Consider the following 19046-nt stretch of genomic DNA (forward strand, 5'->3'; position numbering starts at 1 on the left):
GGAACATGGTGGACATCAAGAAGAACGCGGACGCCTCGGAGGAGGTGAAGCCGCGCAGCGTGCGGGTCGTCCTGATGGCGCTCATGATCGCGATGCTGCTGGCCATGCTCGACAACATGATCATCGGCACGGCCATGCCCACGATCGTCGGCGAGCTCGGCGGCCTGGAACACCTCTCCTGGGTCGTCACCGCCTACACGCTGGCCACCGCCGCCTCCACTCCCATCTGGGGCAAGGTCGGCGACATGTACGGGAGGAAGGGCTCCTTCCTCACCTCGATCGTCATCTTCGTGATCGGCTCCGCGCTCAGCGGCATGGCCCAGGACATGGGCCAGCTCATCGGCTTCCGTGCGATCCAGGGCCTCGGCGCCGGCGGTCTGATGGTCGGCGTCATGGCGATCATCGGCGACCTGATCCCGCCCCGCGAGCGCGGCAAGTACCAGGGCATGATGGCCGGCGTGATGGCCCTCGCCATGATCGGCGGACCGCTGGTCGGCGGCACCATCACCGACCACATGGGCTGGCGCTGGTCCTTCTACATCAACCTCCCGCTCGGCGCCGTGGCCCTGGCCATGGTCACCGCGGTGCTGCACCTCCCGAAGAAGCCTCAAGGGGAACGCCCCAAGATCGACTACCTCGGCGCGGCGCTGCTCACCATCGGCATCACCTCCACCGTCCTCGTCACCACCTGGGGTGGCACCGAGTACGCGTGGGGCTCCGCCGAGATCATCGGCCTGATCGCCGTAGGCATCGTCTCCATCGCCGGCTTCCTCTACGCCGAGACCAAGGCCGCCGACCCGGTCATGCCGCTGCACATCTTCCGCAGCCGCAACTTCACCCTCATGTCCGTGATCGGCTTCCTGGTCGGCTTCGCGATGTTCGGCGGCGTGCTGTACCTGCCGCTCTTCCAGCAGTCGGTCCAGGGCGCCTCGGCCACCAACTCCGGCCTGCTGCTCCTGCCGATGCTGCTCTCGATGATGGCCGTCTCGCTGATCGCGGGCCGGATCACCACCAACAGCGGCAAGTACAAGATCTTCCCGATCATCGGCGGCGGTCTGATGGTCGTCGGGCTCTTCCTGCTCGCGACCATGGACACCGGGACGAGCCGCCTGATGTCCGGCGTGTACATGGCGGTGCTCGGCGCCGGCCTCGGCTTCCTGATGCAGATCACGATGCTGGTCGCGCAGAACAGCGTCGAGATGAAGGACATGGGCGTCGCGTCCTCCTCGGCGACCCTGTTCCGTACCCTCGGCGGCTCCTTCGGCGTGGCGCTCATGGGCTCCCTGTTCACCAGTCAGGTCACCAGCACGATGACCGACCGGCTCGGCCCCGAGGCGGCGTCCGCGGCGGGCTCCGCGCAGTTGGACGCGGCGAGTCTGGCGAAGCTGCCCGAGGTCGTGCGGGAGGCCTACCAGCACGCGGTGGCCGCCGGAACGCACTCGGCGTTCCTGCTCGGTGCGGCGATCGCGGTACTGGGCTTCGCGGCCGCCTGGTTCGTCAAGGAGGTCCCGCTGCGCGGGGCCGGGCCGGCCGGTGCGGCTGGTGGCGGCTCGGCCGAGTCCGAGGTGGCGCCGGAGGCGGCGGCCGTGCACTGAGCTGCTCGCGCCCGGGTGAACTGTGGGCCCGGCTCGGTGGATCTACGGATCCTCCGGGCCGGGCCTGCGTCGTTCGGTGCCGGTGCCGGTGCCGGTGCCGGTGGCGCGGGGCGGGGCGGGTGGGGGTCGGCCGCGGCCGGGTGGGTGGGGCCGCTGCGCGGGGCCTTCCCCCACCCCGCCCCTTCCCGAAACCGGGCTCCGCCCGGACCCGCGCCTCAAACGCCGGCGGGGCTGGATTTGAGGCCATTCGGGACGATCAAGGACCAACGTCCTGCAACCAGGAATTTATGGGCCATTCGACTGGAACCCCGCATCCCCGACCGACGTCCTGACCAGTGCGAGCTCACACGGTGGGCGTCGATATGGGGAGTTGAGACATCACATGGGGTTCATGACGCACACGCAGATGCGGGGTACGAAGGCACGGATCGCCGTCGCCGGAGCCGTGGCGGCGGTGGCCGCGACCGCGTGGGGGGTGACGGCGCTCGTCGACCCGGGCCACGACACCAACCATCAAAACGTCTCCCGGCAGACCGACGACCCCGCGAAGGGAGGTGGCGACGGCGAGCCGCAGGCGCCCGGGAAGCCCGGCGGGCAGGTCCCGGACGGCATAGCCCACGCGTCAGAGAGCGGCGGCGACGCGGTCAACATCACCATCGACGACGGGCCCGACCCCAAGTGGACCCCGAAGGTGCTGGAGGTGCTGAAGAAGTACGACGTGAAGGCGGTCTTCTGCATGATCGGACCGCAGGCCAAGGACCACCCCGACCTGGTCAAGAAGGTCGTCGCCGGCGGCCACCGGCTCTGCGACCACACCATGGACCACAACACCGGCATGGACAAGAAGCCCCTTGCCTACCAGCAGCAGCAGATCCTCGATGCGAAGAAGCAGATCGAGGACGCCGCGGGCGCCGGGGTCAAGGTGCAGTACTACCGGGCCCCCGGCGGCGCGTTCACCCCCGAGAGCCGGGCCCTGGCCGCGGCCAACGGCATGCGCCCGCTCGGCTGGAACGTCGACACCAAGGACTTCAGCAAGCCGGGCGTGGCCGCGATCGTCGGAACCGTCAAGGCCGAGATAGGCAACGGCCCGACCATCCTCTTCCACGACGGCGGCGGCGACCGCACCCAGAGCGTCGAAGCCCTCGACCAGGTCCTGGCCTGGCTGAAGGAGCAGGGCCGGCCCACCGGCTTCCCGGTGGTCACCGGCCCCAGCGCCTGACACGCCGTCCGGTGGCGAACGGGTGAGGGTCGACGCCCCGGCGCCGCCCGGGGTGTTCCCTGGTCGCGCACGCAAGCCCGTACGCCCCACCAGGAGGTCTCCGTGGCCATCGACCCCGGGAAGCTGTCCGACCCCGTCGTCGGCGCCCTCGTCGGCGCGGTCAACGCGCACGACAAGGACGCCTTCCTCGCGCTCCTGACCGCCGACGCGACCATGTCCGACGACGGGACGGAGCGCGACCTCCAGGAGTGGATCGACCGGGAGATCTTCGACTCCGGCGGCCACATGGACGTCCAGTCCGAGTCCGACGGCGGCCGCACCCTGACCGTCGGCTACCGCAACGACACCTGGGGCGAGATGCGCACCTCCTGGCGGTTCGTCATCGCCCCCGGCGGAGGCCGCATCAGCCGCTTCGAGACGGGCCAGGCGTAGCGCGCGTCCACCACCGCGCTGCCGGATCCCGTACGGGTGAAAGGGCGCCCGGCGTCGTTCCGGCCCGCCGGAGGGTCCCGTTGGTCCGGGTATGAACCGCACCCGCACCGCCGCCCTCGTCCTCGCCGCTGCCGCGGCGGCCCTCGCCCCCGCACTCTCGGGCGGCGCGGCCACCGCCGCGGACAGCGCGTCCTACCTCCAGGACCCGAGCGGCGGCGAGAAGTCGATGAAGTCGATGTGGACCAAGGACGACATGCACAAGGTGGAGGCGCAGTTCCGCTTCCACCCCGGCATCCAGTACAAGACCGTCACCCGCCCCGGCCCCAAGGGCGCCGAGGAGTACGAGCGCAAGATCGGCGACCCCAAGACCCTGGCCTGGGAGCCCGGGTACGAGTTCGCGTGGTCGGTGTCGGATTCGCAGGGGGTGAAGAAGCTGCTGACGACGAAGGACGGCAAGCAGGTGTTCGTCCTGCACGCCGTCCTGCGCGACGCCCGGCGTGCCGGGGTGGCGCAGGTGCACCAGGAGCTCAAGAACCGGCCCGCGACGGGCCGTACGAAGATCCCCGGCGGCAAGCGCATCACGTGTGACACCGGTGTGTACACGGTGGAATGGTCGGTGACGCGCACCGGCTACGGCACCCTCACCGGTTCCCTGCAGTGGGACTCCAGCTGCGAGCAGTACCGCACGGCCTTCACCCCGAAGAACCAGGGCGCGAGTTAGCCCAGGGTGGGCGCAGGAGGTGGGCCGGCCGCCCCGCGCGCCTTGTGGGCGCTGCGGGCGGCTGGGCCTCGGCCTTGGATCAAGGCCGTACCAGCCATGATGCCGCGCGGGGTGGGGCGCGGCAGGGGGCGAAGGTCCCTTTCGACAGGGGCGTTCGGGGGTTTCTCCACGGCGGCGTGGACGTGCGTCAGCGGGCCTTCTTGGCCTCGTTCGCCTTGGAGGCGATCTCCTCCAGGACGGCCTTCGGGTCGCCGCCAGGGTCCACGGCGCGGCCGATGTTGCGCTTGATGGTGTCACTGATGACCACCCAGGACGGGTCGTTGACCGGGTAGAGCTGCGCACCGCGCAGGGCGTTCAGGAACTGCTGGTCGTTCTTGTCCATGCCCGAGGTTCCGGCCATCGTGCGGGAAGCCGAGACGGTGGACGGCAGCAGGTGGTAGCGGCCGGCGAAGTCCGACAGGTTCTTGTCCCGGTAGACGAAGTCCAGGAACTTGCCGATCTCCTCGCGGTGGTCGTTCTGCTTGAAGGCCATCATCCAGTCGGCCACGCCCACGTTCGGCGGGACTTCCCCGGTGTTCAGCGTGTCCGAGGCGGGCATCGCGACGGCACCGACCGTGATCCCCTTGGCGCGCGCCTCGTGGGCGAGCTGGGGGTAGCCGTTGAGCATGCCGACCTCGCCGCGCGTGAAGGCGGCGAAGGCGTCGGCGCGGTTCAGCTTGGACGGGGGAGTGGGACCGAGCAGCCCGGGGGTGACCAGGTGCTCCTTGATCCACTTGAAGGTCAGGATGTTCTGCTCGGAGGCCAGGCTGTAGTTGCCGCTGTTGTCGGCGTAGCCGCCGCCGTTGCTGAGCTCCCAGATCATCGCCTCGGCGTGCGCCTCCTCCGGGCCCAGGGGCATGGCGAACGGGGTCTTCACGCCCTTGGCCTTGAGCGCCGTGGCGGCGGCCTTCAGGTCCGACCAGGTCTTGGGCTGCCAGCCGTTCTTGGAGCCCTTCGGGATGACCCCGGCTTCGATGAGCAGCTCCTCGTTGTAGAAGAGGAGGCGGCTGCTCGCCACGAAGGGCAGGCCGTAGAGGGTGTTGCCGACGGAGCCGGCGTCGGAGAGGGGCTGGAGGAAGTTCGCCTCGGCGGAAACCGAGAGGAGTTCGGGCGCGGAATAGAGCTTGCCCTGCGCCGCGAAGTCCGAGTAGCCGCCCATGAGGGCCATGTCCGGGGCGTTGCCGGCCTTGACCATGCGGGAGACTTCGCGGTCGATGTCGGCCCACGGCAGGAGCTGGACCTGGACCTTGATGTCGGGGTTCGAGGCGGTGAAATCAGCCGTCACCTTGTCCCAGAAAGCCTTGGAACTGCTGTTGGTCGAGGGGTCGCCGTATTCGGCGGCGACGAGGCGGAGGGTACCGCTGTCATCAGAGCTTCCGCCGGAGCTGCCACAGCCGGCCAGCGGTATCAGCAGACCGAGCACGACCGTGGTGGCGGCCGCGCTGAAGATTCTTCGTCGCACGGGTGTATTCCCCTGATTTTCTTTTGAGTCTCGTTATTACTTATGAGTTACTCCGGGCTGCGGTGTCCCTCAGTGGCCCGTTGGCCGGAATTCTCTCCTGAGGGAGGGCGGTTGGTTCCATTGGGTCGGCACTTGTGTTCAATGCTCCAAGTGCGGCATTTCAGAATGGTGTTTTCCGATATGTGATCAACAATTCGGACGCGCGTAGACATGCCGAAACGCCCGTTTCCGGCCACGGAGCGCGGCGGAACGGGCGGAAGGGGTGGTGGGAGGAACGGCGGGGGAGCGGGCGGGGTCTCAGTCCGCGAAGTCGCCCGCGTACGGATCGGGCTCGCCCGTTTCGGGGTTGCGCCCCTCCTGCCAGCGGCGCTGGGCTTTGCGCCAGTGCACGAAGCTGAGGTGGCCGCCGTCCCAGAAGGTGATGCTGACCGGGCTCACGTCGAACTCGTCGGAGCACAGCAGGTGGAGGAACTCGGCCATGCCGTACGGGTACACCGCGAAGGAGTCGGCGGTGCGCCGGCCGACCACCAGAACGGGCCAGCGGTCGGGGTCGGGGTCGGTCGTCAGCCAGCACAGGATGTCGGAGCCGCCGGTGACGCCCCAGGCGAGGATCGACTCCGGGGCCACGTCGAAGGCGGCCCGGCCGCCCTCCGCCTCCCAGACCTGGCGGGCGTTGGCCGTCTCCTCCGCCATCTGGGCCGGATCCCACTGGAGCCCGGGCTTGGGCAGCGGCAGCAGCACGCTCGCCTCGCCGTTGATCGAGCCCGCGCCGAAGCGGCCCATGAAGGCGACGAAGTCGGAGGGAAAGCGGCTGCCCCAGACGGCCTCGGCCGCCTGCCAGTCGATGTCCTCGTCGGCTCCGTGAGTCGCCGGCATGATCTGCTCCAGCGCTTTGATGCGCGCGTTCTCGGTCATGCCGCTCCCCTGCCACCCCAGCTCAACCGCCCCAACCTACCGCCGGTGCACTGTGGCGCCTAGCGCGCGGTGAGACGGACCCGCAGCGGGGACCCGACGCGCAGGCCCCAGGCGGCCATGGCTCCGGCCTCGGCCTCCAGGACGTGGCGGGCGCGCAGCCGGGGGCGGCCGAGCCGGCCGGGAGCCATGGTGGTCAGCGCGATGACGGTGAGCCGGCGGTCGAGGTGGGCCACGTCGATGGCGAAGCGCATCCGGAAGGTGTGCACGCTCGAGGCCGGGGTCAGGAGCATCGCCCCTTCGATGCCGTCCCGCCCGAGCAGGCCGCGCGTGCGGGCCCGGTAGGAGGCGGCCACCTCCACGGGCACCTCCACGGGCACCTCCAAGGGATCCGGGAGCTCCAGGCGCTCCAGCGGCTCCAGGTGCCCCGCAGCCTCCGCGTGCCCCGCGGGCGTTCCCGGCGCCGCGCCCCGGTCGACGTAGAGCGTGGCCCCGCCGTCGCGCCAGCGTTCCCTCTTCCCCATGCGGGCCACCCTAGGGCCTGTCGTCAAACACCCGTCTGCCGTGGCCGCCCCGGCGCCCTCGGACGCGCCCGCTGCCGCGGTGGCTCCTGCTCCGGCGGGCAGGAAGCCGGCCGCGAGGACCACGGGTGAGAAGGTCGGGGTGCCCCTGCCCATCGTCGAGGTGCTGGGCTTCGACCGGTACCAGGCGACGCTCGACGACACCAACATGGATCCGGTGCGGCTCGACGTCCGCCGGGCCGGCACCACGGAGGTCGTGCACAGCATCACCAAGTTCAAGATGTTTTCCGAGGGTGATTACAGCTACTGGGACAGTGACCCGATCGTGCTGGACGCGGTGGGCTTCTACGAGGTGGACCTGCACGCCAAGGACCCGGTCACCGGTCAGGAAGGCAGCCAGTCCGGCAGCAAGAAGTTCTTCTACGGCCCGGACGCCGTCCTTGACATCGCTTCCAGCAGGCAGGAGTTCACCCTCGACAGCCGGGGTGCGGTGGCCACCGGCCGGGTCACGGCCAAGGACCCGAAGACCGGCGCCCGGGTACCGGTGGCCGGTACGCAGGTGACGGTCTACACCTACTCGACGAACTCCTTCTCCGGGAAGACCGACGCCGACGGCCGGTACTCCATCCCCTTCTCGGCCACGGGCACGGAGGGCGTTCTGAAACTGACCGCAGAGTTCGGCGACGACCTGAGCCACAGAGAGGGGCACGCGGCCCTCAAGATCAAGCCGCAGAAGGCCTTCGTGACGATGACCGGGCCGGCGAAGGACCTGACCCTGGACTACGGCTACAACTGGTTCTCGGCAAGATGACCCGCCTCGCCGACGACGGCACGGTCAAGCCGGTCGGCGCGGGGCACAACACCCACGGGCAGTGCGTCGCCCCCGCGAGCTGCACGAACTACCTCAGTGGGCGTGCCACCAGGGCCGACGGCAGCTTCAAGGTCCTGGCCAGGGTGGAGCAGCCCGGCACCTGGAACGTCTGGACCTACGGCTCCTGGCTGGAGACCTCCACCAGGGGGTCCCTCTCCATCGCCAAGGTCAACAACACCACGCGGATGACCGAGGAGAAGCTGACCACCACCTCCGACGGCAAGCTGCGGTTCACCGGCAAGGCGCTCCTGGTCGACGGCACCATCAAGGCCGATGCGACGATCGCCGTCGAGGCCCTGCGGGCGGACGGCAAGTGGTCGACCGTGCGGACGGCGTCCAGGGCGTTCGGCACGGCCTTCTCCGTGACGGCCGACGTACCGACGTACCAGGTGAACGCCTATCGGCTCAGCGTCCACGGGTCGAAGACGATCGCTCCGAGCACCGGAACCAAGGTCCTGAAGCCGTCCAGGCTCCACACCTGGTTCGCCCCGAGCAAGCTCCCCCGGACCCTCCCCAAGGGCTCTCCGCTGACGATGAAGGGCACCCTGTACACGCTGACCCCGGAGGGCACTGCCAAGCCGCTTGCGGGGCAGAAGGTGCACTACTTCTTCAAGCCGACGGGTTCCACCACCTGGAAGGAGGTCAGCCCGTCGACGACCAGCTCCACGGGCTACTACCGCAGGTCGGTCATCCCCACCGGCTCCGGTGACTGGCAGGTCCGTTTCACCGACGGCGGCGCCACCCGCTTCGACAACGCCACCGACTCCGTCCACGTCACGGTGGGCTAGGCCCCGACCCACCCCCCGGTCCGGGCTTCGGCGTCAAGGCGGCGCACCCGAGGGGGTCCCCCGGGGGAGGGACGGCGGCAGGTTGGTCCGTACGGGCTCAGGCCGGGCCCCGCAAGGGCTGTGGGGCCGTTTCGGCTCTGCGGAGTGCTCCCGGACGGCTCCGGAGAGTAATCGTGTCGCGGTGATGCGCGCAGCAGGCTTTACGAAGGGTTATGGTGGAACCCCCCCCTCGGGCCGGTCCGTATCCCCCCCACGGACCGGCCCGTTTTTTGTCTCCGCGCAGCGTGCGGCAAAGACGCAGGTCAGCCCCGCTGGGCCCAGATGTTGGCACCGGGGGTGGACACCGCGAAGGAGTCGATCTCCTTTAGCTCCTGCTCCGACAGGGGTGCGCCGGACAGGGAAGCCACATTTTCTTCGAGCTGCTTCACGCTCGACGCGCCGATCAGCGCCGAGGTCATCCGCTCGTCCCGCAGCACCCAGTTCAGCGCGAGCTGGGCCAGCGTCTGCCCGCGCCGCGCCGCGATCTCGTTCAGCCCGTTGAGCCGGCGCACGACCTCGTCCGACAGCAGGTCGGGGTTGAGGGACTTGCCCTGGGTGGCCCGCGAGCCCTCCGGGATCCCCTTGAGGTACTTCCCGGTCAGCAGCCCCTGCGCGAGCGGCACGAAGGAGATGCAGCCCATGCCGGCCTCCTCCAGGGTGTCCAGCAGTGCGTCGTCCTCCGTCCAGCGGTTGATCATGGAGTACGAGGGCTGGTGGATCAGGGGGCGCACGCCCATCTCACGCAGCAGCCGGGCCGCCTCGGCCGTCTGCTCCGCGGTGTACGAGGACACGCCCACGTAGAGCGCCTTGCCCTGCTGGACCGCGGACGCCAGCGCGCCCATGGTCTCCTCCAGCGGGGTGTCCGGGTCGAAGCGGTGCGAGTAGAAGATGTCGACGTAGTCGACGCCCATCCGCTTCAGTGACGCGTCCAGCGACCCGAGCAGGTACTTGCGGCTGCCCCATTCGCCGTACGGCCCCTCGTGCATGAGGTAGCCGGCCTTGGTGGACAGGACCAGCTCCTCGCGGTGGGACGCGAAGTCCTGCGCGAAGATCTTCCCGAAGTTCAGCTCGGCCGAGCCGGGGGGCGGGCCGTAGTTGTTCGCCAGGTCGAAGTGGGTGACGCCGAGGTCGAAGGCCCGGCGCAGGATCGCCCGCTGGGACCCCAGGGACGCGTCGTCGCCGAAGTTGTGCCAGAGGCCGAGGGAGATCGCGGGGAGCTTGAGGCCGCTGTGGCCGGTGCGCCGGTACTCCATGGAGTCGTAGCGCGAAGGCTCTGCCCGATAGGGATTGTTTTCAGTCACGATGTCCTCCCTATCACGGACTTGTGACAGGACCGAGTTGGGTTCCGGATCCCGTCGCGCAGTAATGTGGCGGTCTGTGGCGGACTTGGGGGGACCATCGCATTCCGCACGGGGGTATCGCTCGGAGGGGCTGGAAGATCGTGAAGCTGCGCGACCTGGTACGCCGTCCTGTGTACAGGCTCTACGCACGCCGGGTGGAAGGCCGCATCGACCATGACGAGACGCCCAAGCACATCGGCGTGATCCTGGACGGGAACCGGCGCTGGGCCAAGGCGTCCGGAGGCACGACGGTGCAGGGCCACCAGGCCGGCGCCGACAAGATCTCCGAGATGCTGGGCTGGTGCACCGAGACGGACGTCGAGGTCGTCACCCTGTGGATGCTCTCCACGGACAACCTGGACCGGCCCGAGGTCGAGCTCCGCCCGCTGCTCAACATCATCGAGAACACCGTCCGGGGCCTCGCCGCAGACGGCCGCTGGCGCGTCCACCACGTCGGCAACCTCGACATCCTGCCCTCCGGGACCCAGAGCGTCCTGAAGGAGGCCATGGAGGCCACCCGCCACGTCGACGGGATACTCGTCAACGTCGCGGTCGGCTACGGCGGCCGCCAGGAGATCGCCGACGCGGTCCGCTCGCTCCTGCTGGAGCACGCCTCGAAGGGCACCTCCTTCGAGGAGCTCGCCGAGATCCTCGACATCGAGCACATCGCGGAGCACCTCTACACGCGCGGCCAGCCCGACCCGGACCTGGTGATCCGCACCAGCGGAGAGCAGCGGCTGTCCGGATTCATGCTGTGGCAGAGCGCGCACTCCGAGTACTACTTCTGCGAAGTCTTCTGGCCGGCCTTCCGCAAGGTCGACTTCCTGCGCGCCCTGCGTGACTACGCCGCCCGCCACCGGCGCTACGGCAGCTGACCCGCCCGGAAGGCCCCCCGTACGGCACCTGACCTGCGGGTCTCTGACGCCCCCTCGGCACCTCACGGCGCGCCCGGATTCCTCCGTGGCGCGCCGTCCCCGTGTTCCCGTACGCCCTCGGGGCCTTCAGGGGCCCCTGGGAACCCTCCGCGCGAGGCCTTCACCAGGGATTCACCGAGCGTCCGTCATATGCCATGGCATGGCTGGACCCATTCGGGGAATATCCCTTGCAGGTCGACGCCCGATCCACGGGTGTCGAGTCTCAGCGGACGGCATGGGGTCGTCCGCCCGGGAGGCCCTTTGCACCAGGACGCACGTGCGGTTCGCACGGACGGAGTGGAGGGCCGGAAGTCGGCCCGCGCAGGGGTGCCGATGACCGGTCCGGTCTTCATGGCCCGACCTCTTCCGAGGGGGTACGTCCTTCCGTGGTGACCAGCACAAAGAGCCGCCTGCCCGACAGGCGGACCTACGTCCTCGACACCAGCGTCCTGCTGGCAGACCCCAACGCGATCTCCCGCTTCGACGAGCACGAGGTCGTGCTCCCGATCGTGGTGATCACCGAGCTGGAGGCAAAGAGGCACCATCCCGAACTCGGCTACTTCGCCCGTCAGGCCCTGCGGCTGCTCGACGAGTTCCGGGTGCTCCACGGTCGCCTCGACGCACCCATCCCGCTGGGCGATCTGGGCGGCACCCTGCGCGTCGAGCTCAACCACTCCGACCAGAGCGTCCTGCCCGCGGGCTTCCGGCTGGGGGACAACGATTCGCGGATCCTCGCGGTCGCGCGCAACCTCCAGGCCGAGGGCTACGACGTCACGGTCGTCTCGAAGGACCTCCCCCTGCGCATCAAGGCCTCCTCCGTGGGGCTGATGGCCGAGGAGTACCGCGCGGAGCTCGCGATCACCGATGCCGGCTGGACCGGCATGACGGAGCTGGCGCTCTCCGGGGAGCAGGTGGACCTGCTCTTCTCCGAGGAGCGGCTCTACGTACCGGAGGCCGCGGAACTCCCCGTGCACACCGGTCTGGTCATCCAGTCGGAGCGAGGCAAGGCGCTGGGCCGGGTCACGGCCGACGGCAACGTGAAGCTCGTACGGGGCGACCGCGAGGCCTTCGGGCTGCACGGCCGCAGCGCCGAGCAGCGGATCGCGCTCGACCTCCTGCTCGACCCCGAGATCGGGATCATCTCGATGGGCGGCCGGGCCGGCACCGGAAAGTCGGCGCTGGCGCTGTGCGCGGGGCTGGAGGCCGTACTGGAGCGGAGGCAGCATCAGAAGGTGATGGTCTTCCGGCCGCTGTACGCGGTCGGCGGCCAGGACCTCGGCTACCTCCCCGGGGACGCCAACGAGAAGATGAGCCCCTGGGCCCAGGCGGTGTTCGACACCCTCTCGGCGGTCGCCGGGCGCGCGGTCATCGAGGAGGTGCTGAACCGCGGGATGCTGGAGGTCCTGCCGCTCACGCACATCCGCGGCCGCTCGCTGCACGACGCGTTCGTGATCGTGGACGAGGCGCAGTCGCTGGAGCGCAATGTCCTGCTGACCGTTCTGTCCCGTATCGGGGCCAATTCGCGGGTGGTTCTCACCCACGACGTGGCCCAGCGGGACAACCTGCGGGTCGGCCGGTACGACGGAGTCGTGGCCGTGGTCGAGAAGCTGAAGGGTCATCCGCTCTTCGCGCACGTCACGCTGACCCGTTCCGAGCGCTCGCCGATCGCCGCGCTGGTCACCGAGATGCTGGAGAACCTCTAGGGCCGCCGGCCGGCCCGCACGGGCCGCAAAGCAGGTAAAACACCCATAGCGGGAGCGTGAGTTGGCGCCGCCCGGCAAAGGCCAGAGAGCCTAGCCGGGCGGCGCCTTGACGCACAGGGGTTTGTCGAAACCAATGGCGACATGCCAGGTGTGACCTTTCCCACGCAACGGAGAATTGCCCTGCGGCGTCGAGGTCCGGCAGAGTCTGTTTTCCGTCAGGCCCCGCATACGGCACACCTGTATCTCCCGTGAGATGCGCGCAGTACCGCTAACTCCACAATCGATTGCCGTATGCCGCCCGGAGCATCACGCGGCACTCCCGCAAGGGAGTTGCCCACGGGCCCGCGCCTCCAGTGACCGCACCACCACGGAGGCCAGTGTCAGGGCACTATTGCGCCCGCGCGGTCACTGCGGACGCTGCTGGAAGGAAACCGTGTGAGCCGGATCTCGGTTCGGGGATTCGCTGTGGCTTCGGCCACCGCTGTCACCACCGTCGGCGCCGTCGTGGGTGTTGCCACTGGCGACCCCGCCTCGAACGATCTCGAGACGACCGCGTCCGGGATGACTCTCCTCGCTGACATCCCGGTCGACGAGCAGGCGCAGGTCCAGAACGCGTCCCTGACGCAGCAGGCCGACTCCATCGCCCACGCCGCCGACACCGACGCCAAGCGCTCGGCGGAGGAGGCGGCCCGCATCCAGGCCGCCCAGGATGCCAAGGCGAAGAAGGCCGAGGCGCAGAAGGCCGCGGACGACAAGGCGAAGCAGGAGCGTGAGGAGAGGGAGCAGGCTGCCAGCCGTTCCACCTCCCGCGACGGATCCTCTTTCGCACCCCAGGCCTCCTACACGGTCGCCCAGGTCAAGGCGATCGCCCAGCAGATGGTCCCGGCGGGGCAGTTCGCATGCTTCTCCAAGATCATCAACCAGGAATCCACCTGGAACTACCGGGCCGTGAACTCGTCCTCGGGCGCCTACGGCCTCGTCCAGGCCCTGCCCGGTTCGAAGATGGCCTCGGCGGGCGCCGACTGGCGCACCAACCCCGCCACGCAGATCGAGTGGGGTCTGAACTACATGAACGACCGCTACGGCAGCCCGTGTGGAGCCTGGAGCTTCCACCAGGCCAACCACTGGTACTAGGCACACCCGGACACACCGGTACGAGAGCGCGCCCGCGTGCCTCAACCTCGAAGAGCCCCGCATCGTCCTACGGTGCGGGGCTCCTCGCGTGTACGGTCTTTCGAGGTGTGCCCGGGCAGGGGTCCAGGGGCGGGGGGAAGGGAACGACATGGCGAAGACAGGCTGGCTCGGCCGGCTCGGCAAGAGGCTGAGCCACGTGGAGGCCCGGCTCGCGGAGCGGCGCGCCGAGGTCGAGGCCGAGACCTCCGACGCCCCGTCCTCCCCGGCCCAGGCCCCGTCGGCCCCCGCTTCGCCGGCCCTCGCCCCACCGCACATCCCGCCCCCGGGGTACCCGGGCGCCGAACACGCGGGCTACGCCACCCCCGTGCGCCCCGACCCGGTGTCCGTCATCCCGTGGGGCGTGCGCGTCGCCGCCGAGGCGAGCTGGCGGCTGCTGCTGCTCGCCGGGATGCTCTGGGTCCTGATGCGGGTGATCAGCGAAGTCCGCCTGGTCGTCCTCGCCTTCGCCGCAGCCCTCCTGGTCACCGCGCTGCTCCAGCCCTTCGTGGTCCGGCTGCGCCGGCTCGGCATGCCCCGGGGACTTGCCACGGCCGTCACCGCGATCCTCGGGTTCGTGGTCATCGGGCTGGTCGGCTGGTTCGTGGTCTGGCAGGTCATGGACAACCTCGACCAGCTCTCCGCCCGACTGCGCGAAGGCATCAACGACCTCAAACTCGCCGCGCTGGACAGCCCGTTCCACGTGACCGAGAAGCAGATCAACGAGATCGCCAAGAACCTCAGCGAGACCATCGGCACCAACACCGAGCAGATCACCTCCGCCGGCCTGCAGGGCGTGACGGTCCTCGTCGAAGTGCTGACGGGCATGCTGCTCGCGATGTTCTCCACGCTCTTCCTGCTCTACGACGGCAAGCGGATCTGGACGTGGACCACGGGCCTGCTCCCGGCCGCCGCCCGCCCCGGCGTGGCCGGCGCCGGTCCGCGCGCCTGGCGCACCCTGACCGCGTACGTGCGCGGCACGGTCCTGGTGGCCCTCATCGACGCCGTGTTCATCGGCCTGGGCCTTTACTTCCTCGACGTGACGATGGCCGTGCCGCTCGCCGTCTTCATCTTCCTGTTCGCCTTCATCCCGCTCGTCGGCGCCGTGATCTCCGGCGTCCTCGCCGTGGTCGTGGCCCTGGTGACCCAGGGGCCGTTCACCGCGACGATGGTGCTGCTGGTGGTCCTGGCCGTGCAGCAGATCGAGGGCCACGTGCTCCAGCCCTTCATCCTGGGCCGGGCGGTACGGGTCCACCCGCTCGCGGTGGTGCTCTCGGTGGCGGCCGGCGGCCTGGTGGCCGGCATCGGTGGAGCGGTGGTCGCCGTCCCGCTGGTCGCCGTCACCAACACCGTCGTCGGCTACCTGCGGGCCTACTCCCGCGAACAGCTCCATCACGGGCTCTCCCCGGTCGGCCCCGGGCCGCACGGTGCGACGGCCCTGGGTCAGGCGGTATCCCAGGCGGAGGGGACACGTACGGGTGATAACGGAGCCTGAGTTCGACGGAGGGTCGTCCGGTCTGCCGGACCCGGAGGGGCCGCAGGGGCCGCTGGAGCTCCGGACCGACGGGAGGTCCTCGTGGCGGCCAGGCCGCCGCCCGTGGCGGTGGGCGCTCGGCGGGGCCCTGCTGGCTTCCGTGCCGTGGGCCGGCGCCTGGTGGGCCGCGACCCCGCAGGTCGACCGCCCGCCGCTGCGGTACGGGCTGCCCATGAGCCTGTGCGACGAGGCGAAGCTGCCCGCGCTGGCCCGGCTGGCCGAGGTGATCCGGTTCGAGTCCACCCCGAAAGTGTTCGAGCACCCGGGAGTGGACCAGGCGTACTGCCAGCTGAGCACCTCGCGAGACCCTGAGGAGGGCCCCGGGCTCCGGCTCGCGTACGAGGTCCAGGCCTCGATGAGCCTGCACAAACGGACCGACCCCGCCGCGGAGTTCGGCGCGGATCCCGCCCCTGCGGGCTGGACCGGCATCAGCCGCGCGGAGCCGCGCTCGGTGCCGGGGCTCGGGGAGCGGGCGCTGATCTTTGAGATGGGGTACGAGCAGTCGTGGCGGCTGACCGTCCTCGACGGGGGTGCGGTGTTCACCGTGGACGTGACGGTGTGGGCGTTGGGCCCGGACGAGGTCGACGGCGACGGCAATCCGATCGCAAGCTCCGGCCCTCCGGAAGATCCGCCGAAGCCCGATTCCGATGCGGTCCAGGCTGCGATGATCGACGACATGCACGGCCTGATGAAGGCGCTGCGGCGGTAGGCGCGGTCGGTGCCGGGCGCGCGGGGGCGCGGGGACGGGGGACACGGGGATGATCAGCGAGCCCGAGATCGACGGGGACTGGCACACGGCGAGCGGGGCGGAGGGGGCCGAGGCGATCGAGCCCGCGCCCGCGCCCGCGCCCGCGCGCCTACGGAGCCCTCGTGGGCGGTGGGTGTGGGCGCTGGGCGGGATGGTGGTGGCCTCGGCGGTCTGGGCGGGGACACTGGCCGTGCAGGATCGTTTCTCCACTGCTCCGCGCATCGACTACCGGCACTCCGGCGAGCTGTGCAAGGAGACGGAGCTCAAGGTGCTCGGCCAGGCCGTCGGCAGGGCCTTCGACGGGTCCAACAGCAGGCAGGGCCTGAGCCCCGCGCAGGACTGGGCGTTCTGCCAGGTCGGGATGGCGTACGAGAAGGAATCCGTCACGTACGAGGCGCAGGTGCTGGTGCAGCTCCACAAGAAGACCGACCCCGGGCCGGAGTTCGCCACCGGACCCGTGCAGGGCATCCGGTCGGGGATGGACCCCGTGGACCGCAGCGACGTGCCGGGCCTGGGCGACCGGGCCGTGCTCGACCGGTACTACGGGGGCGGTGGGGAGCGGCTGACGGTGCTCGACGGAGGGGCGGTCTTCACGCTGACCGTGGACTGGTTCCAGGACTCCGACAAGCCGTCCGGCGTGGACGAGGACGCGATCGACGCGGCGGTGATCGAGGATTTGCGGACGCTGATGGCGAAGCTCCGGCGGTAGCCGGTAGCCGGTAGCCGGTAGCCGGTAGCCGGTAGCCGGTGACCGGCCGTCAGCGCGTGCGGAAGGGCCCCCGCAGCCGGATCGGCTGCGGGGGCCCTGGTGCGCGTACGGGGCGGGCTACTCGCCCGCGAGGGCGGCCTCGGAGTCGAGGGTGACGGCGACGGCCTGGATCACCGAGGCGATCTTGAAGGCTTCCTGGACCGTCTCACGGTCCACGCCGGCCTTGCGCAGGACCTGCTCGTGCGAGTCCAGGCACTGGCCGCAGCCGTTGATCGCGGAGACGGCCAGCGACCACAGCTCGAAGTCGACCTTCTCCACACCGGGGTTGCCGATGACGTTCATCCGCAGGCCCGCGCGCAGGTTGCCGTACTCCGGGTCGGAGAGCAGGTGGCGGGTGCGGTAGAAGACGTTGTTCATCGCCATGATCGCGGCGGCCGACTTGGCGGCGGTGTACGCCTCCGGCGACAGGGCCGCCTTCGCCTCCGGCTCCAGCTCGCGCAGGACGCGCGGGGAGCGCGCCGCTATGGCGCAGGACAGGACCGTGCCCCACAGCTGCTGCTGCGTCAGGGCGTCCTGATTGCCGATGACCGAACCGAGGTTCAGCTTCAGGTCCTTGGCGAAGTCCGGCAGGGCGGACTTGAGGGAGTCGAGGGACATCGCTCACTCACCGGCCAGCAGCGCGCCGGCGTCGATGGTGCTCTCGCCCTTGTTCCAGTTGCAGGGGCACAGCTCGTCGGTCTGCAGGGCGTCGAGGACCCGCAGGACCTCCTTGGGGTTCCGGCCGACGGAACCGGCGGTCACCATGGAGAACTGGATCTCGTTGTTCGGGTCCACGATGAAGACGGCGCGCATCGGGAGGCCGTCCGAGCCGAGGATGCCGAGGTCGGCGCAGAGCTCGCGCTTGATGTCGGACATCATCGGGAAGGGCAGGTCGCGCAGGTCGGCGTGGTCCTTGCGCCAGGCGTGGTGGACGTACTCGGAGTCGAGCGAGAAGCCGAGGATCTGGGCGTCACGGTCGGCGAACTCGTCGTTCAGCTTGCCGAAGGCGGCGATCTCCGTCGGGCACACGAAGGTGAAGTCGAGCGGCCAGGAGAACATGATCTTCCACTTGCCCTCGTAGGTCTTGTGGTCGATCTGCGCGAACTCGGCTCCGGCCTCCAGCGAGACGCAAGCGGTCAGGTCGTAGGTGGGGAACTGGTCGCCGACAGTGAGCACGTGCTCTCCTTGCGGAAAGGAAAGTGACCCTTTTGGGGGCTTTCCGGGGGGTTGGACGTATCTCACATGCTGACACAGCTGCATTGATTGCAGAAATAGCTAACCTGGTGCCGAGTGATCGGAGGTGCCTATCAATGGCTGTGGGCAATAGAGGAGCGAAACAGGCGACGCTCGCCCAGCTGCGGGCCTTCGCCGCCGTGGCCGAGCACTTGCACTTCCGGGACGCGGCCGCCGCGATCGGGATGAGCCAGCCCGCACTCTCGGGGGCCGTGTCCGCGCTGGAGGAGGCGCTCGGGGTGCGGCTGCTGGAGCGGACCACGCGCAAGGTGCTGCTCACGCCCGCCGGTGAGCGGATCGCGGGCCGGGCGCGGGCCGTGCTCGACGCGATGGGCGGGCTGCTGGAGGAGGCGGAGGCGGTACGGGCCCCCTTCACCGGGGCGCTGCGGTTCGGGGTGATTCCCACCGTGGCCCCGTACCTGCTGCCGACCGTGCTCGGGCTCTTCCACCGGCGCTACCCGCGCCTCGACCTCCAGGTGCACGAGGAGCAGACGGCCTCGCTGCTGGACGGGCTCGCCGGCGGGCGGCTCGACCTGCTCCTGCTCGCCGTGCCGCTCGGGGTACCCGGCGTCACCGAACTGCCCCTCTTCGACGAGGACTTCGTCCTGCTCGCGCCGCGCGATCACCCGCTCGCCGGCCGCAAGGACATCCCGCGCGAGGAACTGCGCGGGCTGCGGCTGCTCCTTCTCGACGAGGGGCACTGCCTGCGCGACCAGGCCCTCGACATCTGCCACGACGCGGGACGCACCGCCGGAGCGGACGTCACCACGACCGCCGCCGGGCTGTCCACCCTCGTGCAGCTGGTCGCCGGGGGGCTCGGCGTCACGCTGTTGCCGCGCACCGCGCTGCGCCTGGAGACCGCCCGCAACGAGCACCTGGCCACCGGGTACTTCGCCGAACCGGCGCCCTCGCGGCGGATCGCGCTGGCCATGCGGACGGGAACGGCCCGCGCGGAGGAGTTCCGTACCGTCGCCGACGCGCTGCGCGAAGCCGTACGCCCGCTTCCCGTCTGGCTGACGGACTGAGGAGCGGGCGCAGGCTTCGCGGATCCGGTGGA

19 protein-coding genes are annotated in these 19046 nt (G+C 69.9%); 13 read left to right on the top strand and 6 right to left on the bottom strand.

The features are described 5' to 3' along the window. Window positions 1–5: 5 nt before the first annotated feature. From AC3IYI_RS25770 to AC3IYI_RS25785, 4 genes are all read left to right on the top strand, one after another. Window positions 6–1595, top strand: a complete 1590-nt coding sequence (locus AC3IYI_RS25770; protein ID WP_489405963.1) for an MDR family MFS transporter — start codon at window positions 6–8, stop codon at window positions 1593–1595. A 391-nt stretch (window positions 1596–1986) separates the two neighbouring features. After that, the gene (locus AC3IYI_RS25775) at window positions 1987–2814 is read left to right on the top strand and encodes a polysaccharide deacetylase family protein (RefSeq protein ID WP_489405964.1); all 828 of its coding nucleotides are present in this window, start codon (window positions 1987–1989) and stop codon (window positions 2812–2814) included. A 102-nt stretch (window positions 2815–2916) separates the two neighbouring features. Continuing rightward, on the top strand, window positions 2917–3246 hold the full coding sequence (locus AC3IYI_RS25780) for a nuclear transport factor 2 family protein (RefSeq protein WP_489405965.1): 330 nt from the start codon (window positions 2917–2919) through the stop codon (window positions 3244–3246). A 91-nt stretch (window positions 3247–3337) separates the two neighbouring features. Next, window positions 3338–3967 (top strand): hypothetical protein, encoded by a 630-nt coding sequence (locus AC3IYI_RS25785; protein WP_489405966.1) that lies wholly within the window; start codon window positions 3338–3340, stop codon window positions 3965–3967. A gap of 187 nt (window positions 3968–4154) precedes the next feature. On the opposite strand, the gene AC3IYI_RS25790 is transcribed toward AC3IYI_RS25785, so the two are convergent. From AC3IYI_RS25790 to AC3IYI_RS25800, 3 genes are all read right to left on the bottom strand, one after another. Then, a complete protein-coding gene (locus AC3IYI_RS25790) occupies window positions 4155–5468 on the bottom strand; it encodes an extracellular solute-binding protein (protein WP_489405967.1) in 1314 nt (437 codons plus the stop codon). A gap of 297 nt (window positions 5469–5765) precedes the next feature. Next, window positions 5766–6383 carry an SMI1/KNR4 family protein gene (locus AC3IYI_RS25795; protein ID WP_489405968.1) on the bottom strand — a complete coding sequence of 206 codons (618 nt, stop codon included), beginning with the start codon at window positions 6381–6383 and terminating at the stop codon, window positions 5766–5768. Window positions 6384–6442: 59 nt separating this feature from the next. After that, a complete protein-coding gene (locus AC3IYI_RS25800; protein WP_489405969.1) occupies window positions 6443–6904 on the bottom strand; it encodes a DUF192 domain-containing protein in 462 nt (153 codons plus the stop codon). Between the two features lie 139 nt (window positions 6905–7043). Here AC3IYI_RS25800 and AC3IYI_RS25805 point away from each other — a divergent pair, with 139 nt between their 5' ends. Further along, window positions 7044–7712 (top strand): carboxypeptidase-like regulatory domain-containing protein, encoded by a 669-nt coding sequence (locus tag AC3IYI_RS25805; RefSeq protein WP_489405970.1) that lies wholly within the window; start codon window positions 7044–7046, stop codon window positions 7710–7712. Then, complete coding sequence (locus AC3IYI_RS25810) at window positions 7709–8560, top strand: hypothetical protein (protein WP_489405971.1); 852 nt, start codon at window positions 7709–7711, stop codon at window positions 8558–8560. The genes AC3IYI_RS25805 and AC3IYI_RS25810 overlap by 4 nt, the downstream gene beginning before the upstream one ends. Before the next feature lie 302 nt (window positions 8561–8862). On the opposite strand, the gene mgrA is transcribed toward AC3IYI_RS25810, so the two are convergent. Then, on the bottom strand, window positions 8863–9900 hold the full coding sequence (mgrA, locus tag AC3IYI_RS25815) for an L-glyceraldehyde 3-phosphate reductase (RefSeq protein ID WP_489405972.1): 1038 nt from the start codon (window positions 9898–9900) through the stop codon (window positions 8863–8865). Between the two features lie 140 nt (window positions 9901–10040). Here mgrA and AC3IYI_RS25820 point away from each other — a divergent pair, with 140 nt between their 5' ends. The 6 genes from AC3IYI_RS25820 (at window position 10041) to AC3IYI_RS25845 (ending at window position 16717) form a co-directional block, all read left to right on the top strand. Next, a complete protein-coding gene (locus tag AC3IYI_RS25820; RefSeq protein WP_489405973.1) occupies window positions 10041–10814 on the top strand; it encodes an isoprenyl transferase in 774 nt (257 codons plus the stop codon). A gap of 425 nt (window positions 10815–11239) precedes the next feature. Then, window positions 11240–12556: an RNA 5'-3' helicase PhoH2 gene (gene phoH2, locus AC3IYI_RS25825; protein ID WP_489405974.1), complete on the top strand. Its 1317-nt coding sequence runs from the start codon at window positions 11240–11242 to the stop codon at window positions 12554–12556. A 435-nt stretch (window positions 12557–12991) separates the two neighbouring features. Further along, window positions 12992–13690 (top strand): aggregation-promoting factor C-terminal-like domain-containing protein, encoded by a 699-nt coding sequence (locus AC3IYI_RS25830; RefSeq protein ID WP_489405975.1) that lies wholly within the window; start codon window positions 12992–12994, stop codon window positions 13688–13690. Window positions 13691–13838: 148 nt separating this feature from the next. Further along, window positions 13839–15221: an AI-2E family transporter gene (locus AC3IYI_RS25835; protein ID WP_489405976.1), complete on the top strand. Its 1383-nt coding sequence runs from the start codon at window positions 13839–13841 to the stop codon at window positions 15219–15221. Then, on the top strand, window positions 15205–15969 hold the full coding sequence (locus AC3IYI_RS25840; protein ID WP_489405977.1) for a hypothetical protein: 765 nt from the start codon (window positions 15205–15207) through the stop codon (window positions 15967–15969). Before AC3IYI_RS25835 ends, AC3IYI_RS25840 begins: the two co-directional genes overlap by 17 nt. Window positions 15970–16018: 49 nt before the next feature. Further along, entirely contained in the window at window positions 16019–16717 is a 699-nt protein-coding gene (locus AC3IYI_RS25845; RefSeq protein ID WP_489405978.1) for a hypothetical protein, read from the top strand. A gap of 117 nt (window positions 16718–16834) precedes the next feature. On the opposite strand, the gene AC3IYI_RS25850 is transcribed toward AC3IYI_RS25845, so the two are convergent. Both AC3IYI_RS25850 and AC3IYI_RS25855 read right to left on the bottom strand, forming a co-directional pair. After that, window positions 16835–17374, bottom strand: coding sequence for an alkyl hydroperoxide reductase (locus tag AC3IYI_RS25850; RefSeq protein WP_489405979.1), 540 nt, complete (start codon window positions 17372–17374; stop codon window positions 16835–16837). 3 nt (window positions 17375–17377) lie between these two features. Further along, window positions 17378–17932, bottom strand: a complete 555-nt coding sequence (locus AC3IYI_RS25855; RefSeq protein ID WP_243335739.1) for a peroxiredoxin — start codon at window positions 17930–17932, stop codon at window positions 17378–17380. 134 nt (window positions 17933–18066) lie between these two features. Here AC3IYI_RS25855 and AC3IYI_RS25860 point away from each other — a divergent pair, with 134 nt between their 5' ends. After that, entirely contained in the window at window positions 18067–19014 is a 948-nt protein-coding gene (locus AC3IYI_RS25860; RefSeq protein ID WP_489405980.1) for a hydrogen peroxide-inducible genes activator, read from the top strand. The last annotated feature ends 32 nt before the right edge of the window (window positions 19015–19046 follow it).

The sequence above is a fragment of the Streptomyces sp. GL_148 genome (genome assembly GCF_057834205.1).

What these genes read in the sequence shown, in the direction of transcription:
- AC3IYI_RS25770 (WP_489405963.1), top strand. Translation starts at nt 6, where the DNA reads ATGGTGGACATCAAGAAGAACGCGGACGCCTCGGAGGAGGTGAAGCCG.
- AC3IYI_RS25775 (WP_489405964.1), top strand. Translation starts at nt 1,987, where the DNA reads ATGACGCACACGCAGATGCGGGGTACGAAGGCACGGATCGCCGTCGCC.
- AC3IYI_RS25785 (WP_489405966.1), top strand. Translation starts at nt 3,338, where the DNA reads ATGAACCGCACCCGCACCGCCGCCCTCGTCCTCGCCGCTGCCGCGGCG.
- AC3IYI_RS25795 (WP_489405968.1), bottom strand. Translation starts at nt 6,383, where the DNA reads ATGACCGAGAACGCGCGCATCAAAGCGCTGGAGCAGATCATGCCGGCG.
- AC3IYI_RS25800 (WP_489405969.1), bottom strand. Translation starts at nt 6,904, where the DNA reads ATGGGGAAGAGGGAACGCTGGCGCGACGGCGGGGCCACGCTCTACGTC.
- AC3IYI_RS25810 (WP_489405971.1), top strand. Translation starts at nt 7,709, where the DNA reads ATGACCCGCCTCGCCGACGACGGCACGGTCAAGCCGGTCGGCGCGGGG.
- AC3IYI_RS25835 (WP_489405976.1), top strand. Translation starts at nt 13,839, where the DNA reads ATGGCGAAGACAGGCTGGCTCGGCCGGCTCGGCAAGAGGCTGAGCCAC.
- AC3IYI_RS25845 (WP_489405978.1), top strand. Translation starts at nt 16,019, where the DNA reads ATGATCAGCGAGCCCGAGATCGACGGGGACTGGCACACGGCGAGCGGG.
- AC3IYI_RS25850 (WP_489405979.1), bottom strand. Translation starts at nt 17,374, where the DNA reads ATGTCCCTCGACTCCCTCAAGTCCGCCCTGCCGGACTTCGCCAAGGAC.
- AC3IYI_RS25860 (WP_489405980.1), top strand. Translation starts at nt 18,067, where the DNA reads ATGGCTGTGGGCAATAGAGGAGCGAAACAGGCGACGCTCGCCCAGCTG.